Annotated in this window: 14 protein-coding genes; 4 read left to right on the forward strand and 10 right to left on the reverse strand. The window is 48.7% G+C overall.

Features of this window, described 5'->3' with window-relative positions:
* Window positions 1–12 precede the first annotated feature (12 nt).
* Window positions 13–2,907: an acyl-CoA dehydratase activase gene (locus B9Y59_RS04060; RefSeq protein WP_085531946.1), complete on the reverse strand. Its 2,895-nt coding sequence runs from the start codon at window positions 2,905–2,907 to the stop codon at window positions 13–15.
* A gap of 318 nt (window positions 2,908–3,225) precedes the next feature.
* Here B9Y59_RS04060 and pyrB point away from each other — a divergent pair, with 318 nt between their 5' ends.
* The 3 genes from pyrB to B9Y59_RS04075 all read left to right on the forward strand — a co-directional run bounded on the left by pyrB (window position 3,226) and on the right by B9Y59_RS04075 (window position 7,121).
* Entirely contained in the window at window positions 3,226–4,284 is a 1,059-nt protein-coding gene (gene pyrB / locus B9Y59_RS04065; protein WP_054323717.1) for an aspartate carbamoyltransferase, read from the forward strand.
* A 185-nt stretch (window positions 4,285–4,469) separates the two neighbouring features.
* Window positions 4,470–5,216 carry a YebC/PmpR family DNA-binding transcriptional regulator gene (locus tag B9Y59_RS04070; protein WP_054323640.1) on the forward strand — a complete coding sequence of 249 codons (747 nt, stop codon included), beginning with the start codon at window positions 4,470–4,472 and terminating at the stop codon, window positions 5,214–5,216.
* A gap of 168 nt (window positions 5,217–5,384) precedes the next feature.
* Window positions 5,385–7,121: a PASTA domain-containing protein gene (locus B9Y59_RS04075; RefSeq protein WP_085531948.1), complete on the forward strand. Its 1,737-nt coding sequence runs from the start codon at window positions 5,385–5,387 to the stop codon at window positions 7,119–7,121.
* A 667-nt stretch (window positions 7,122–7,788) separates the two neighbouring features.
* Here B9Y59_RS04075 and B9Y59_RS16740 read toward each other — a convergent pair.
* Complete coding sequence (locus tag B9Y59_RS16740) at window positions 7,789–8,148, reverse strand: amidohydrolase family protein (protein ID WP_442856148.1); 360 nt, start codon at window positions 8,146–8,148, stop codon at window positions 7,789–7,791.
* On the opposite strand from B9Y59_RS16740, the gene B9Y59_RS04085 reads away from it, so the two are divergent.
* Complete coding sequence (locus B9Y59_RS04085) at window positions 8,085–9,644, forward strand: PASTA domain-containing protein (protein ID WP_085531952.1); 1,560 nt, start codon at window positions 8,085–8,087, stop codon at window positions 9,642–9,644. The two genes, B9Y59_RS16740 and B9Y59_RS04085, sit on opposite strands and share 64 nt — an antisense overlap.
* Before the next feature lie 667 nt (window positions 9,645–10,311).
* Here B9Y59_RS04085 and B9Y59_RS04090 read toward each other — a convergent pair.
* The 8 genes from B9Y59_RS04090 to B9Y59_RS04125 all read right to left on the reverse strand — a co-directional run.
* Window positions 10,312–11,106 (reverse strand): amidohydrolase family protein, encoded by a 795-nt coding sequence (locus B9Y59_RS04090; RefSeq protein WP_242967243.1) that lies wholly within the window; start codon window positions 11,104–11,106, stop codon window positions 10,312–10,314.
* A 144-nt stretch (window positions 11,107–11,250) separates the two neighbouring features.
* The gene (gene rpsR, locus B9Y59_RS04095; RefSeq protein WP_054323638.1) at window positions 11,251–11,511 is read right to left on the reverse strand and encodes a 30S ribosomal protein S18; all 261 of its coding nucleotides are present in this window, start codon (window positions 11,509–11,511) and stop codon (window positions 11,251–11,253) included.
* A 40-nt stretch (window positions 11,512–11,551) separates the two neighbouring features.
* The gene (locus B9Y59_RS04100; protein WP_054323637.1) at window positions 11,552–12,043 is read right to left on the reverse strand and encodes a single-stranded DNA-binding protein; all 492 of its coding nucleotides are present in this window, start codon (window positions 12,041–12,043) and stop codon (window positions 11,552–11,554) included.
* 5 nt (window positions 12,044–12,048) lie between these two features.
* The gene (gene rpsF / locus B9Y59_RS04105; protein ID WP_085531954.1) at window positions 12,049–12,363 is read right to left on the reverse strand and encodes a 30S ribosomal protein S6; all 315 of its coding nucleotides are present in this window, start codon (window positions 12,361–12,363) and stop codon (window positions 12,049–12,051) included.
* Between the two features lie 121 nt (window positions 12,364–12,484).
* Entirely contained in the window at window positions 12,485–13,360 is an 876-nt protein-coding gene (gene galU, locus B9Y59_RS04110; RefSeq protein WP_085531956.1) for a UTP--glucose-1-phosphate uridylyltransferase GalU, read from the reverse strand.
* A 115-nt stretch (window positions 13,361–13,475) separates the two neighbouring features.
* A complete protein-coding gene (locus B9Y59_RS04115; protein WP_085531958.1) occupies window positions 13,476–14,555 on the reverse strand; it encodes an RING finger protein in 1,080 nt (359 codons plus the stop codon).
* Between the two features lie 346 nt (window positions 14,556–14,901).
* Window positions 14,902–15,159 (reverse strand): HPr family phosphocarrier protein, encoded by a 258-nt coding sequence (locus B9Y59_RS04120; RefSeq protein ID WP_054323633.1) that lies wholly within the window; start codon window positions 15,157–15,159, stop codon window positions 14,902–14,904.
* A gap of 293 nt (window positions 15,160–15,452) precedes the next feature.
* On the reverse strand, window positions 15,453–16,839 hold a 1,387-nt coding region (locus B9Y59_RS04125; protein WP_085531960.1), incomplete at its 5' end, for a PTS fructose transporter subunit IIC.

A 16,839-nucleotide genomic window follows, 5' to 3' on the forward strand; every position in this document is an offset into this window, starting at 1 on the left:
TTCGGATGGGTCCTAGCCCTCCAGAGCGGCGAACAGGCTGCGCAGTCGAATTTTCACTGCGCCAAGGTTCGTGATTTCGTCAATCTTAATCTGCGTATAAATCTTTCCGTGGGATTCCAAAATACTGCGTACTTCATCCGTCGTGATGGCGTCCACACCACAGCCAAAGGAGACAAGCTGTACAAGATTCATATCCTTTTGGTTGCCGATGTATTCGGCAGCCGCATACAAACGCGCATGATACGTCCACTGGTTTAGAACACCAACTGGAAATTTTGTTTCTTTGGCGCTGATGACATCCTCCGAAATGACGGCGGCGCCCAAACTGGTGATGAGCTTGTCAATGCCATGATTGATTTCCGGGTCCAAGTGGTACGGGCGGCCGCTTAGAATAATGATTGGCTTGCCCTCAGCACGTGCCTGTGCAATCATCTCATCGCCCTTATTGCGGATTTTCTGCATATATGCATCATACTCCGCATAAGCGGCCTTGGCTGCTTGCTTTACCTCGGATAAGGAAATCCCCTCAAAATATTGGGCTAAAATGGCATGCATTTTCTTGGGAAAATCACGCTTTCGGTGAATCCCAACATAATCATGGATAAAGTTTAATCCGCGCAGGTTTGCCATATTGGCGGCGATCACCTCAGGATAATAGGCCACAACCGGACAATTGTAGTGGTTGTCTCCCAACTTCTCATCAAAATTGTAGGACATACACGGATAGAAAATCGTCTGAATGCCACGCTCAATCAATGCATCGACATGTCCATGCATCAGTTTAGCAGGGAAACAGACGGTATCGCTCGGAATGGTACTCTGTCCCCGGATATATAATTCACGAGAGGAAAGGGGGGAGGTGACAACCTCAAATCCAAGCTTTGTAAAGAAGGTGTGCCAGAATGGCAGCAGTTCATATAAGTTTAATCCCATAGGAAGACCGATCTTTCCGCGAGGTCCCTCCTGTGGATGGTAGGAACGAAGGGTTTCCAACTTAAAGGCATACATATTTTGTTCGCTTGTGTTGGCCCGTTTTGTTACAGGCTTTTCACAGCGGTTGCCGCCGATGAAACGGCGGTTTCCACCAAAGACATTGATGGTCAGACGGCAATGATTGTTGCACAGTCCGCAGGAAGTTACGCGGACCTCGTGTGTAAAGTTTTCCAGTTCTTCTAACGAGAGCAGCGAGCTAGCTTTTCCCGCTTTCTTCATAGAATAAAGCGCTGCGCCATACGCACCCATCAGTCCGGAGATGTCCGGGCGAACCACATTGACGCCGAGTTCCTTTTCGAAGACACGCAGAACCGCGTCGTTCAGGAATGTCCCTCCCTGAACAACGATGTTCGTTCCCAATTCTTCCGCAGAAGAAGCGCGGATAACCTTATAAATTGCATTTTTGACCACACTGACGGAAAGGCCTGCGGATATATCCTCTGTCGTTGCACCGTCCTTTTGTGCCTGCTTGACCGACGAATTCATAAAGACTGTGCAGCGGGAACCCAGGTCTACCGGATGCTTTGCGAATAGACCGAGCTTTGCAAAATCCTGGATACTATAACCCAAAGTATTGGCAAAAGTTTGCAGGAAGGAACCGCAGCCGGAGGAACAGGCTTCGTTTAAGAAGATGTTGTCAATAGCGCCTTTCCGGATTTTAAAGCACTTCATGTCCTGTCCACCGATATCAATGACAAAATCGACATCGGGAAGAAAATGCTTGGCGGCTGTAAAGTGTGCGACGGTTTCCACGATTCCCCAATCGATACCAAAGGCATTTTTTAAAAGTTCTTCTCCGTAACCAGTGACCGCAGAAGAGCGAATTTTTATATGGGGATGATCGTGGTATAGTTTCAATAGATATTCCCGGATAATTGGAACTGGATTACCAGAATTGCTCTGATACATAGAATCCAGAATTTCGCCGTCTTTTCCCAGCAAGACTGTCTTTACCGTCGTTGAACCGGCGTCTACACCGAGATAGGCTTCCCCCGTATACGTGGAAATGTCCCCCCGTTGTGCTTGGCACGCTTCATGGCGTTTCCGGAATGCTTCATACTCCTCTTGGCCGTTGAACAGAGGGTCAATGGATAAAAACGCCGCCTTGGTTCCATAGTTGGCAATATTCGCCAAAGCCGTTTCCAGATCAATAGAGGTTGCGCTGCTGAAGGCGGCGCCGAGCGCTACATAGTACAAAGAATTCTCCGGACAAAGCCCTTTTACCTTCAACGCGGCGTCAAATGCATCGCGTAGCCCGGATAAAAAGGTAAGAGGTCCACCCAAATAGACTACATTGCCCTTGATTTGCCGTCCTTGAGCGAGGCCAGCGATCGTCTGGTTGGCCACGGCGGCAAAAATACTGGCAGAAATATCGCTCTTACGCGCCCCTTGATTCAGAAGTGGCTGAATATCCGACTTGGCAAATACGCCGCATCGGGAGGCAATGGTGTAAATTTTTTCATATTGAGCGGCAAGCTCGTTCATTTCATCTAGGGAGATATTCAGCAAGGTGGCCATCTGGTCGATGAATGCTCCGGTACCGCCGGCACAGGAACCGTTCATGCGGACCTCCATTCCGCCGGATAAAAAGAGGATCTTGGCATCCTCGCCACCCAATTCAATGATGACATCTGCATTCGGAATCAGCTTTCCGATGGCGATGCGTGTAGCATACACCTCTTGCATAAAGGGGAGATTGCAGGTTTCCGCAACTCCCATTCCAGCAGAACCGGAGACGGTGATTTGTGCTTCTTCGCCATGGATGACCTCATCGCGTATTTTGGTGAGCAATTCGCTCATCTTCTCCGTAATCTGTGAAAGATGGCGTTCATAGGACTTATAAACGATATTGTTCTGGTCGTCGAGAACGACACACTTTATAGTGGTGGAACCGACGTCTAAACCGACTTTCAATATGACACCCTCTTCTGGCTTTTTAGCCGCTTTGTAGCCACAGTCTCCATGCGGCTACCACTCGTGAAAATGTTAACTATATTAAATATCTGATAACACATTTTACGAAAAAGCAGGGGAATTGTCAAGAGACGTTCTGTGAAATTCGGCCTGTCAATATCTGGCCATGCTGTGCGCTTTGACGGGAAGACGCTTGTAAAATACGGGAAAGGGTGATAGAATGGTAAAAATAAGAATGGGGTGGTATGCTTGGATATCAGCAAATTGCGCGGTGAAGTCAAACTCAGCAAACTAGGTGGTATTGTACAGATCAGCAATATGATTGATCTGGATCAATCCAGCTTAGCAGAAATCGGGGAAATGATCGCGCTGGCCAATCAGATCCGAAATTATCCAAAGGAATACTGCGAATCGTGCCGTGGAAAGATCATGGCGACCTTGTTCTATGAACCCTCCACCCGGACCAAGATGTCTTTTCAGACAGCGATGCTCCGCCTAGGGGGCGAGGTCATCGGTTTTGACAATCCTCAGAGTTCCTCTGTCAGCAAGGGGGAGAGCTTGAAGGATACCGTGACCGTGGTGAGTGGTTATGCGGATATTTTGGTGATCCGCCATCCGTTGGAGGGGGCAGCAGAGGCTGGAGCGATGTATTCGCGTGTTCCAGTAATCAATGCGGGGGATGGAGGGCACCTGCATCCGACGCAAACATTGACCGATCTGGTTACCTTATATAATGAAAAGGGAAGGCTGGACAACCTTTGTATCGGTCTCTGTGGCGATCTCAAGTATGGTCGTACCGTGCATTCGCTGATTAAAACCATGACGAGGTATCACAACAACTCCTTTGTACTGATCTCAACCCCGGAATTGGCCCTGCCCAATTATGTGAAGGACTTTATGAATGCCGCGGGCTGTAAATATGTGGAGGTTCCAAGCCTGAGCGAGGCCATGCCGATGTTGGACGTACTTTATATGACGCGCATTCAACAGGAACGTTTTGCCAGCCGGGAGCAGTATGAAGCGCAAAAAGGCGTCTATGTGTTGGACCGGGAAAAGCTGAATATGGGTAAAAAGGATTTAAAGGTGCTGCATCCGTTGCCGCGTGTGGATGAAATCACGCCGGATGTGGACGACGATCCGCGTGCGGCATATTTCAAGCAGACAGTCTATGGTATGTATGCACGCATGGCACTGATTTTCAGCATGTTGATGAATCCCCAGTATAAGCGTAAAAAGCCGCCGACCCAATCCTCCCATCCTGTGGAATGTTCCAATTCAAAGTGTATTACCAAAACAGAGCCCTATCTGCCCAGACTCTTTTTTGCCGCAGGCGATATGTTAGAATGCAAGTATTGTGATGGTAGGACGCTGATATAAAGGATGGGTTTTGTTCTCAAATCCTATGGATAGAATTCCTTCATCAGTTGTGAATATCTTGTCAGATAGGGAAAAATATGATATGATAAAAAGTATTGTAAACGTGTAAAACATAATGGGCTGGAAGCCTTCTTAAGGAAGGCGGTTTTCTTGCCAGCCATTTTGAAGAAGCAGGAGGATTTGCTATGTCAGGCCATTCGAAGTGGAACAACATCAAACGGAAAAAGGAGAAGACAGACGGTGCAAAGGCAAAGATCTTTACAAAGATCGGCCGCGAGCTGGCTGTGGCAGTGAAAGAGGGCGGTGGCCCAGACCCGGCTTCCAATTCCAAATTGAAGGATTGCATTGCAAAGGCAAAGGCGGCCAACGTACCGAATGAAAATATTGAGCGTATCATCAAAAAGGCAGCGGGAGAAGGGGACGACTCCAAATACGAGAACATTACATACGAGGGGTATGGTCCGAGCGGTATTGCTGTCATTGTGGAGACTCTGACAGATAATCGCAATCGTACAGCGGGAGATGTGCGCCATTATTTTGACAAATTTGGCGGAAACCTGGGCACGAGCGGTTGCGTTTCCTTTATGTTTTCCCAGAAGGGCGTGCTGGTAATTGAGCGCGAGGGACTGGAAGAGGACAAGGTAATGGAGGATTGCCTCGAGGCGGGCGCTGCGGATTTCCAGGCAGACGAGGATGTATTTGAGATTTATACCGAGCCGGATGACTTCAGTGGCGTACTGGACGATTTGACGCAGAAGGGCTATGAATTCGTTTCGGCTGAGGTGGAGATGGTGCCCAGCACCTATACGACGTTAACGGATGAAGATGCGATCACGAAGATGCGCCGTCTGCTGGATGCTTTAGAGGACAACGACGATGTGCAGAATGTGTGGCACAACTGGGAGAACGCAGACGAAGACGACGAGGAATAAAAACGGTTTCTTTCAGCAACAATAGATGGTATAAAGTTTAGGAACCGTTGGGATGGGTTAAAACCTTTCCGTAAATCTTTCTCAACAAACAGTTGAAGGGGATGAAAGACCGGACGGCAATGTTTGGCTGCCCGCCCATACGGTTTCGTGAAAAGTGGAGGAAACGACATGGCTGGTTACGAGAACCTGTGCATGAACTGTATGTCTGATACAGCCGGAAAAAGTGAATGTCCCAATTGCGGCTGCCAGGCCGGTGAGCCACAGGCGCCGCATGCTTTGCCTCTGCGGGCTGTATTGCAGGATCGATATATTGTTGGGTGCGTGAAAACCAACAATGGTGAAGGCATGACCTATATTGGATATGATATGGTATTGCGTATTCCTGTAGAACTGCGAGAGTTTTTTCCACAGAGTTTGTGCGAACGTGTGGAAGGAGAAGCCGAAATTCGAGTCCAATCAGGGAACGAAGTGGCCTTCAATGAATACTTGGCGGATTTTTTAAGTTGCGCTCGTGAGATTGCCCATTTGCGGGAGTTGTCTACGATTATACAGATCTATGACATTTTTGAAGAGAACCACACAGCCTATACGGTATCGGAGTGGCATGAAAGCATCCCTCTTCGCTATTATGTGGAGCGCAGTGGAGGAAATCTCAATTGGAATGCTGCGCGGCAGCTCTTTATGCCGGTTCTTTCCGCACTAAGTACCATGCATGCGGCCAAGGTCAGCCATTTAGGAATTTCTCCGGATACATTGCGCATTCTCAAGGATGGGAGAATGGTTTTAGGGAGCTTTTCCATTGCAGCAGTTCGAAGGGCAGACGCCGATTTGCCCGCTGACCTGACGCCGGGGTGTGCAGCTATAGAGCAGTATGTGATGGGATACGTGCCGGATGAGTCGACGGATGTCTACGGGTTTGCAGCTTCGCTTTTCTTTGCTTTGACTGGAGAGCTGCCACAGGATGCGCTTAAACGGCGCACAGACCCACGGCTGTTGATCCCCACCAATATTTTGCGGACAATTCCTCCGCATGTGGTGACTGCGTTGGCAAACGCATTACAGGTGATGCCGGATAAACGTACATCTACTTTTGAACGTTTGCGTGCGGAACTTTCCGCTGCTCCGACTATTACAGCCACGATCGAAGGGCCTGAACTTTTGGAAGGAATGGAACCTACGGAGCCTCCTAAGAAGAAGGAGCATACTGCTGCGTGGGTGTTGGTTCCCTGTGTGTTGGCGTTGGTTCTTTTCACAGCAGTTGGAGTGCTCTGGCTTTCCTATGGAGGACCTTTTTCACAAAGCCAGGTTTCTGCCGAAGTTGATATGGAGACGGAGTCCAGTGATCCCGTTGCTTCAAACAACAGCGAAGAAGCGGCAATGTTGCGGATGAGTCCCGGCGATTCCGCCTTGCAGAATGAAAAGATGGAGGCGCCGAATCTGGTTGGTCAAAGCTATGAGTCTTTGGTAGAGGTCACCTCTTCTGGTGCAGATTATCAAATTCTCCGTTCATCGGAGGAGTTCAGCGATGCAGTTCCAGAGGGGGAAGTGATCTCACAATCGCCTGCCCCCGGCGAGGAGATGGATCGGGGAGGCTCCATCGTTGTAGTGGTAAGCAAAGGGCCGGAGATTCGAGCGCTTCCCTCAATTATCGGAAAAACGCTTGCAGACGCCTCGACAACGGTCACAGCTGCGGGATTTGTCCCAACGAAGGCGGAAGCGTACAGCGATACGATACCGGCAGGTTATGCAATTGGCTATCAGGGCAAGGAAGAGGGGGAGGAACTCCCTTATGGGGCCCAGGTTGTGATCGTAATCAGCGAAGGGCCAGAAAACCCGGAATTACTGTCTACTGAATCATCGGAAGTATCTTCCCAGCAAGATGCTTCGATTTCACTCGTAGAATAAAAATGGAAAATAGAAACAGACAAGCTGAAACGAATTTCATTTCAGCTTGTCTGTTTCTATGTTAAGTCCTTATACAGTTTGAGCAGAGGAAAACAGAGAACCACTCGCTATGCGGGTGTGAGACAAACAGTTGTTTAAAAAATCTCACCAAGCGTTACAATAGGGCTGTTAAACCTTATTACAACCAGAAAGATGGGGTACATAGCAAATTAAATAGTTTAGCACAGACTAAGGGTTCTCATTTGGGTATGTACCAACCAAAATGAGAACCCTTAGCTCTTGGCCGGGGAGAACAAAAGGGCTTTCGCTTGCAAGCAGAGTGAGGAAGCAACAGCGCTCTTTTCAGAACAAAAGGGTTTTGTTGCTGCATGGAACGCCCAATTGGTTGCGGGCAAACGACTGTAAATGCGAGAAAATTTAAGGGAGGATTTTCCAGCATGAAAGCAGAATCGTCCGTTCACAATCTCACAGCTTTATAAGAATCCATGACATGTACCTTTGATGATCGGACAAAATGGGTTCAAACAAAATCGGCAGAGGAGAAACAGAGAAAGGAACAGATGCCTGGTGAAAACAAAGCCAAGGCCTCTAAATACGGACTAGCTGCTCGGCTGTTTTCCATTTGAAAAGTTCCAGCTTGCCGATGACCGTAGAAGACAATGAAAGTTCAGGGATTCAATCCCAACAGGCGTTGTGCATTTTTAAAATAAATATTTTCTTTTTCACGATCAGAGAGATGTGTTCGCTCAATGAATGCAAATTCATCACAGGAACGGCTCCAGGGACAATCGCTGGCGAACAAAACCTGTTCAGAACCATGTTTGGACACAAGGCGTTCGAATTGTTCCGGAGAACATAGGCGGGGGGNCCGGTGAGCCACAGGCGCCGCATGCTTTGCCTCTGCGGGCTGTATTGCAGGATCGATATATTGTTGGGTGCGTGAAAACCAACAATGGTGAAGGCATGACCTATATTGGATATGATATGGTATTGCGTATTCCTGTAGAACTGCGAGAGTTTTTTCCACAGAGTTTGTGCGAACGTGTGGAAGGAGAAGCCGAAATTCGAGTCCAATCAGGGAACGAAGTGGCCTTCAATGAATACTTGGCGGATTTTTTAAGTTGCGCTCGTGAGATTGCCCATTTGCGGGAGTTGTCTACGATTATACAGATCTATGACATTTTTGAAGAGAACCACACAGCCTATACGGTATCGGAGTGGCATGAAAGCATCCCTCTTCGCTATTATGTGGAGCGCAGTGGAGGAAATCTCAATTGGAATGCTGCGCGGCAGCTCTTTATGCCGGTTCTTTCCGCACTAAGTACCATGCATGCGGCCAAGGTCAGCCATTTAGGAATTTCTCCGGATACATTGCGCATTCTCAAGGATGGGAGAATGGTTTTAGGGAGCTTTTCCATTGCAGCAGTTCGAAGGGCAGACGCCGATTTGCCCGCTGACCTGACGCCGGGGTGTGCAGCTATAGAGCAGTATGTGATGGGATACGTGCCGGATGAGTCGACGGATGTCTACGGGTTTGCAGCTTCGCTTTTCTTTGCTTTGACTGGAGAGCTGCCACAGGATGCGCTTAAACGGCGCACAGACCCACGGCTGTTGATCCCCACCAATATTTTGCGGACAATTCCTCCGCATGTGGTGACTGCGTTGGCAAACGCATTACAGGTGATGCCGGATAAACGTACATCTACTTTTGAACGTTTGCGTGCGGAACTTTCCGCTGCTCCGACTATTACAGCCACGATCGAAGGGCCTGAACTTTTGGAAGGAATGGAACCTACGGAGCCTCCTAAGAAGAAGGAGCATACTGCTGCGTGGGTGTTGGTTCCCTGTGTGTTGGCGTTGGTTCTTTTCACAGCAGTTGGAGTGCTCTGGCTTTCCTATGGAGGACCTTTTTCACAAAGCCAGGTTTCTGCCGAAGTTGATATGGAGACGGAGTCCAGTGATCCCGTTGCTTCAAACAACAGCGAAGAAGCGGCAATGTTGCGGATGAGTCCCGGCGATTCCGCCTTGCAGAATGAAAAGATGGAGGCGCCGAATCTGGTTGGTCAAAGCTATGAGTCTTTGGTAGAGGTCACCTCTTCTGGTGCAGATTATCAAATTCTCCGTTCATCGGAGGAGTTCAGCGATGCAGTTCCAGAGGGGGAAGTGATCTCACAATCGCCTGCCCCCGGCGAGGAGATGGATCGGGGAGGCTCCATCGTTGTAGTGGTAAGCAAAGGGCCGGAGATTCGAGCGCTTCCCTCAATTATCGGAAAAACGCTTGCAGACGCCTCGACAACGGTCACAGCTGCGGGATTTGTCCCAACGAAGGCGGAAGCGTACAGCGATACGATACCGGCAGGTTATGCAATTGGCTATCAGGGCAAGGAAGAGGGGGAGGAACTCCCTTATGGGGCCCAGGTTGTGATCGTAATCAGCGAAGGGCCAGAAAACCCGGAATTACTGTCTACTGAATCATCGGAAGTATCTTCCCAGCAAGATGCTTCGATTTCACTCGTAGAATAAAAATGGAAAATAGAAACAGACAAGCTGAAACGAATTTCATTTCAGCTTGTCTGTTTCTATGTTAAGTCCTTATACAGTTTGAGCAGAGGAAAACAGAGAACCACTCGCTATGCGGGTGTGAGACAAACAGTTGTTTAAAAAATCTCACCAAGCGTTACAATAGGGCTGTTAAACCTTATTACAACCAGAAAGATGGGGTACATAGCAAATTAAATAGTTTAGCACAGACTAAGGGTTCTCATTTGGGTATGTACCAACCAAAATGAGAACCCTTAGCTCTTGGCCGGGGAGAACAAAAGGGCTTTCGCTTGCAAGCAGAGTGAGGAAGCAACAGCGCTCTTTTCAGAACAAAAGGGTTTTGTTGCTGCATGGAACGCCCAATTGGTTGCGGGCAAACGACTGTAAATGCGAGAAAATTTAAGGGAGGATTTTCCAGCATGAAAGCAGAATCGTCCGTTCACAATCTCACAGCTTTATAAGAATCCATGACATGTACCTTTGATGATCGGACAAAATGGGTTCAAACAAAATCGGCAGAGGAGAAACAGAGAAAGGAACAGATGCCTGGTGAAAACAAAGCCAAGGCCTCTAAATACGGACTAGCTGCTCGGCTGTTTTCCATTTGAAAAGTTCCAGCTTGCCGATGACCGTAGAAGACAATGAAAGTTCAGGGATTCAATCCCAACAGGCGTTGTGCATTTTTAAAATAAATATTTTCTTTTTCACGATCAGAGAGATGTGTTCGCTCAATGAATGCAAATTCATCACAGGAACGGCTCCAGGGACAATCGCTGGCGAACAAAACCTGTTCAGAACCATGTTTGGACACAAGGCGTTCGAATTGTTCCGGAGAACATAGGCGGGCGGACATCGCGGTGTCGATGAATAGCGGCAAGCCCGCCACAAATTCCTCTGCTTCCTGATAACGGGCCATCCCTCCCATATGTGCGGCGATCATTGTCATATGTGGAAACTGCTTGACCACCTTGGCAACTGCCTGTGGTGTCGCGTGGACTTGATTGGGAGAGAGAGGGTCCCAACCGGTATGGAAGGTTACCGGCAATCCAAGAGAAGAGATGACATCGTAAATGGGAAACATTTTGGGATCATCAATAAAAAAATCCTGATAGTCGGGATGCAGCTTTACACCGTACAAACCGAGATCCTTGATCCGCTGTAGCTCATCCAGTGCATCCGGAGCATCTGGATGTACGGATCCGAAACTATAGATCACAGGGTCGTCAATGGATGCAGCCCAGTTGTTGACGATCGTCTGTTGACTTGGCTTAGTGGCAATATTCATTGCTATAGCAGCATCGACCCCCCAATCTTGTAATTTTTCTTTTGTATCGGGGAGAGTACCGTTCGTAAAGTAGGGACTTTTGCAGATATTGGAAAGATTGGTCAGCGCCTTTTGCGCAATTTTTTCTGAAAACATATGGATATGTGCGTCTATTAACATACTAAGACTCCTGTTCCAAAAGGGATTCCCCGCTGATTACCAAGGAATACGGCTTCATGCGGGATGACATAAAAAGGATGCGAGCGCAACGCACCCGCATCCTTTTTATGCAAAGCCCTATGGGCCTGCGATATTCTAATTTTATCAGTCGCTGCTAAACGGAAGCAGCGCAAGATGACGGGCGCGCTTGATTGCCACAGTCAACTGACGCTGATGGCGCGCGCAAGTGCCGGTTACTCTGCGGGGCAGAATCTTTGCTCTCTCAGAGATAAAACGGCGCAATTTTGCGACATCCTTATAATCGATGGTTTCGATCTTGTCTACGCAGAAGCTGCAAACCTTCTTGCGGCCTTTGCGCCCACCCGGACGGCGATTTTCGCGCTCGGGTCTATCACCATATGCCATAACGGAAACCTCCTTTTTCAATCTTTTCGATCATTTAGGATTAGAACGGCAGATCATCATCAGAGGGAATCTCCTCAAAATCACCCGTATTTCCACTCGTATAAGCGGGGGCGGGTTGTTCTGGGATCGGCTCTGTTCTGGAGTGATAATTGTTCTCGTAGTTGCCTCCGCCGTAATTCCCGCCAGCATAACTGCCTCCACCGGAGGAGTCGCGTTTGGGTTCAGCGAAATGGACGTTGTCCGCAACGATTTCAAAAGCTTTGCGCTTGTTGCCTTGACTATCCGTATACGTACGGGTCTGAATTGACCCTTGTACAGCAACCAACTGTCCCTTGCGGAAGTATTTGCATACAAAATCCGCTGTATTACGCCAAGCCACAATATCGATGAAATCGGTCTGCCGGTCAGCGCCGGATTTTACATACGAACGGTCTACGGCGAGTGTAAAACTCGTCACAGAAATGTCGTTGGCCGTATGACGCAATTCGGGATCGGCCACAAGGCGGCCCATCAAAACAGCAACGTTGAGCATTTCAATCACTCTTTCTTTGCCTTTTCAGGTTCTTTCTTGATGATCAAGGAACGAAGAACACCGTCGGTGATCTTGTAGATACGGTCCAGCTCTGCGGTGAAGGCAGGAACGCTCGTAAAGTCGATCAGAACGTAATAACCTTCCGCCTCTTTGTTGATCAAATAAGCAAGTCTGCGCTTGCCCCACTCGTCAACTGCTTCGATCGTACCGTTAGCAGCGATCAGATCCTTGAATTTCTGAACCAAGGATGCGATGCCGTCCTCTCCCAGCTTAGTGGAAAGAATGAAAACGGTCTCATAGGAATTTGTTACTTCTGGCATTGTGTTGCACCTCCTTTTGGACATTAGGCCCCGCATAAAAATCCGGGGCAAGGATAGAAAGCCACTTATATGGCTAACAAACCTATTATATCAGTCAAAGAACAACGAGTCAACTAAAATTTTACAGACTTTTGCTGATTTCTTTCAGATATGCGCGGAAAGCATCCCCGATTTCTGGATGGCGCAGTGCCACCTCGACAGAGGCCTGCATAATTCCCAGCTTGTTGCCCATGTCATAGCGAGTACCGGTAAAATCCACAGCAACCATCCCTTTGCTGCGGGCCATAGTGCCCATTGCGTCAGTCAACTGGATTTCACCGCCAGCGCCGGGTTGCGTGTTGTCCAAAATATCAAAAATATCGGGTGTAAGGACGCAACGCCCCAAGATCGAGAACAAGGATAAAATCTTGTCCGGCGTGGGCTTCTCCACCATGTCCGTACACTTATAGTAATTGTCGTGGATGGGGTCCACCTTTAGAGAGCTGTATTTGGTGATCGCTTCCGGTGTGACCTCTTTTACGCCTAACACACCAAGGCCAAATTCCTCGTAGGCGCGGATTAATTGGCCGCAGGCCGGGTCCTCACCGATGATTACATCGTCGCCATAAAGGACGGCAAACGGTTCCTTTCCGACAAAGGAACGCGCACAGTTTACAGCATGGCCCAAGCCGCGCGTCTCTTTTTGACGGACAAAATAGATGTTTGCCATATGCGAAATATCGACAATTTCTTTTAGAATCTTTTCTTTTTCCGGCCCGCCGCTCGTCAGACGTGCTTCCAATTCCGGGACACGGTCGAAGTGGTCTTCGATCAGCCCCTTGCCGCGGTTGGTGATGATGAGAATGTCCGTGATTCCGGAGTGTACAGCTTCTTCCACAATATATTGAATAGCGGGCTTGTCCACAATGGGGAGCATTTCCTTCGGCATGGATTTTGTGGCCGGAAGCACGCGTGTGCCCAGACCGGCTGCGGGTATGACGGCTTTTGTTACCTTCACTGGAATTCCTCCTTAAAGTCATGATGGAACGCGCGTTGCGCCTGCTTTGATCTGTCTTTAGCCTATGTGCAAATATCCATACTATGCTTTCCAATGAGATGTATTTTCCCTACGTCTAATAGAGAAAGAGCTGGGGAAGATAGACAACCATCATGTAGCAAACCAGCAAACAGATGGCGAGGGATGTATTGACGCCTCCATTTAACTGAAGGCGAACTGCGTAGTCCGACGGATCGGGATTTTCTTCCCGAAGGGTACGTATTTTGTGAATACAGTGATTCATGTACATACGGTTTCCATTCAGACCAACAAATAACATGATGATAAAACGGATGAGAGAGAGCAGGCTGGGAGTCCATACGAGGAAGATCTGCCAAGGCGCTTGCTGCATCAACAGAGACATAAACTGTACGGACTGTTCCATGGTTGGATAAGCAGCATTGATGTCGACACCGACCTGTTGCATCAAGTCCATAATGATGGGAGTGGCGAAATGATAGGAAACAAAGGTTGAAAGTACGTAGATCAGCAGCATAATACCGGTGAAAATAGCGCCCCACTTATACTGCTTGCGGTAAAGCATCCACCCACCGGTGAAAAGAAACGCAGAAAAATTAAAACGGTTCCGATGGTAACGCTTCCGATTAAAGAATGTCGGAAGATAGTACTGAGGGTTGGTCTGCACAAATTTTGCCACATCCCCTGCTGTAACTCCTTCGTCCAGTTGTTCGTCCTGTCCAACACCGCCCATTGGATCAAAGGCAAACGGATAGGGACCTGTGTATGGAGCATTGGGCGCACCGGGATTTTGATAGGGGGGCGGGTTGGGCACGCCGGGGTTCTGATAGGGCGGAGTGCTGTTATGAGGGGGGCCATAAGGGGAATATCCTCCCTTTGGCATTGGCCCATTGGATTCCGCACCGCTCAACGGTTGGCCACATTGATCGCAAAAGAGCGCCTCGCGGGCATTCTTTTTCCCACAGCGTGGACAAGCTTTCCCCTCATCTGTTTCCGCATTCTGTTCGGGCGGTTTCCAAGCGTCCGGAGTTCCATGTTTATCTTCAAAGATACAATGTCCAGCTTGCTGATAGCAGGCACGGTGATAGGGCGCACCGCACTCCGGACAAACAACAATATCGTCGTCAGTGCCAAACGGTTTGCCGCACACAGGGCATTTCAAACCGGTATAATCCATTTGATGTCCTCCTTGTTGGGGGTCTTACGAGCCCACAATCCATTAATATAGTATTCTATCGTTTTTTAGGAGAAACTGCAAGCTTTCCAAGGATAAGTTTTCAGCCTATTCATAGTTTTTGAAGAATACGGCAAAGAAGAATACGGTAAATTGGATACTTTTTGGAGTTCCCTTCAAGACCGGACGGAATCGTGGGGGATAGATGTTTGAATGCTTGTTGAAAAAACGGCGTGTTACGGTATATGAAAGGAAATAACAGAGCGATTTTTATCCATAAATGAGTGAACGAATGACACAAAAAAGCAGCTCTTGGAAATTTCCAAGAGCTGCCCGGTTGCATTATAGTTTACAGATTCTCTTTAAAGAATGCCTCTAGTGCAGGAGCCGCCGTATCTTCATCTGCACCTTCCACACATACTGTAACGGTCTCGCCCTTTTTAGCAGCAAGGCCCATCACGGAGAAAATCTTCTTTGCATCACCGCTTTTATCATCCTTTTTGATGGTGACAGCACTGGCAAATTCCTTCGCCTTCTTGACAAGCAGACCGGCCGGTCTGGCGTGGATTCCCTCTGCGTCGGTAATGACATACTGAAATTCCTTCATATCGAATATCTCCTTGTCTTTCAATTGGTCCAATGGATTCCAAACTTCCCCAGAGGACCTGTTATTATTCTTATTATAGGAGGAAAGTAGAGCCGGGTCAAGGGATTGGCGGCGGTTTTCAGCGTGGAAAGGAAAAAAGAATCGTTTCCGTCCAAAAACCTTTTTAGGCGGGTGGTATCCGCCGCCTGATTGCTTTAAAACGCTTAAAAACAATCGCATTTACCTTCCCAGAGTCTGGTAAAGATTCTGGGAAGGATCTGTGCCATACTTTTCAAAGGGGACGCAGGAAGCGATTATTGATCCTCTTTGATCGGCTTTTTGAGGAGTGCCAAAAGAACCATGGAGATAACCGAGCCGATCAAGAGAGAAACCAGGTACATCGGCCAATTTTGGACCACTGCGAATACAAAGATACCTCCATGGGGCGCTGGAAGCGTACAGCCAAACAGCATGGACAGAGCACCGGCCACTGCAGATCCAACCACACAGGAGGGGATGACACGCAGCGGGTCGGCTGCGGCGAAGGGAATAACGCCCTCTGTGATAAAGGAGAAACCCATAATGTAGTTCGTAACCGTTGTTTGGCGTTCTTTTGCAGTGAAACGGTTTTTGAAGAATGTGGTGCACAGGGCCACGGCAAGAGGGGGCACCATGCCGCCAATCATAACGGCCGCCATCACACCGGAGGAAACCGGATCGCCGGCAGCGTTGATGAGCGAAGCGGTACCGAATACATAGGCTGCCTTATTGAAAGGACCGCCCATATCGATACTCATCATACCGCCGACAATTGCGCCGAGAATCACGCCGCTGGTTGCATTCATGCTGGACAACGTGTTACTAATCCATAGGTTCAGTGCAGAAACCGGCGGATTGATAATAAATTGGATGATAACGCCAATAGCCAAAATACCGACAACGGGATAGATCAACACTGGTTTGGTGCCTTCCAGTGACTTGGGAAGTTTTGCGCAAAGTTTTTCCAAGCCAAGCATCAGGTAACCGGCGACAAAACCGGCGATCAACGCACCAAGAAACCCGGAACCGCCAGCATTTGCCAGCGCGCCGCCGACAAACCCTACAGCGAGGCCCGGACGGTCCGCAATACTCATAGCGATGAATCCGGCAAGAATGGGAAGCATGAAACCGAATGCCGCATTGCCAATGGTCTTAAAGAGGGCCGCGGCGGGGGAATTCATACCGAAGTTGGCGGGGTCGCCGCCCGGTGCAAGGATGGTATCGAGCAGAAAGGCGAGTGCGATTAGAATACCACCGCCAATGACGAAAGGAAGCATGTTGGAGACGCCGTTCATCAGATGCTTGTAGATCTGATGGCCGATCCCCTCCTTTTCGGCGGAGGCTTCGGTTTTTGTCGATCCGCCTTGTGCATGGAATACTGGTGCTTTGCCGTCGAGAATGGTCTGAATCAGTTCTTGTGGGCGAGAGATGCCATCGGATACCTGCGTCTGGATAACAGGCTTTCCGTTAAAACGGGGCATATCCACTTTTGTATCCGCGGCGACGATGATGCCGTCCGCGGCAGAGATCTCCGCCGGTGTCAAGACGTTTTTCTTTCCACCGGACCCATTGGTCTCAACTTTTATCGTTACGCCCATTTCCTTAGCCTTTTCTTCAAGGCTTTCCGCTGCCATGTAGGTATGTGCAATTCCTGTTGGGCAG

Source organism: Anaeromassilibacillus sp. Marseille-P3371 (assembly GCF_900169665.1).
GTDB lineage: Bacteria > Bacillota > Clostridia > Oscillospirales > Acutalibacteraceae > Anaeromassilibacillus.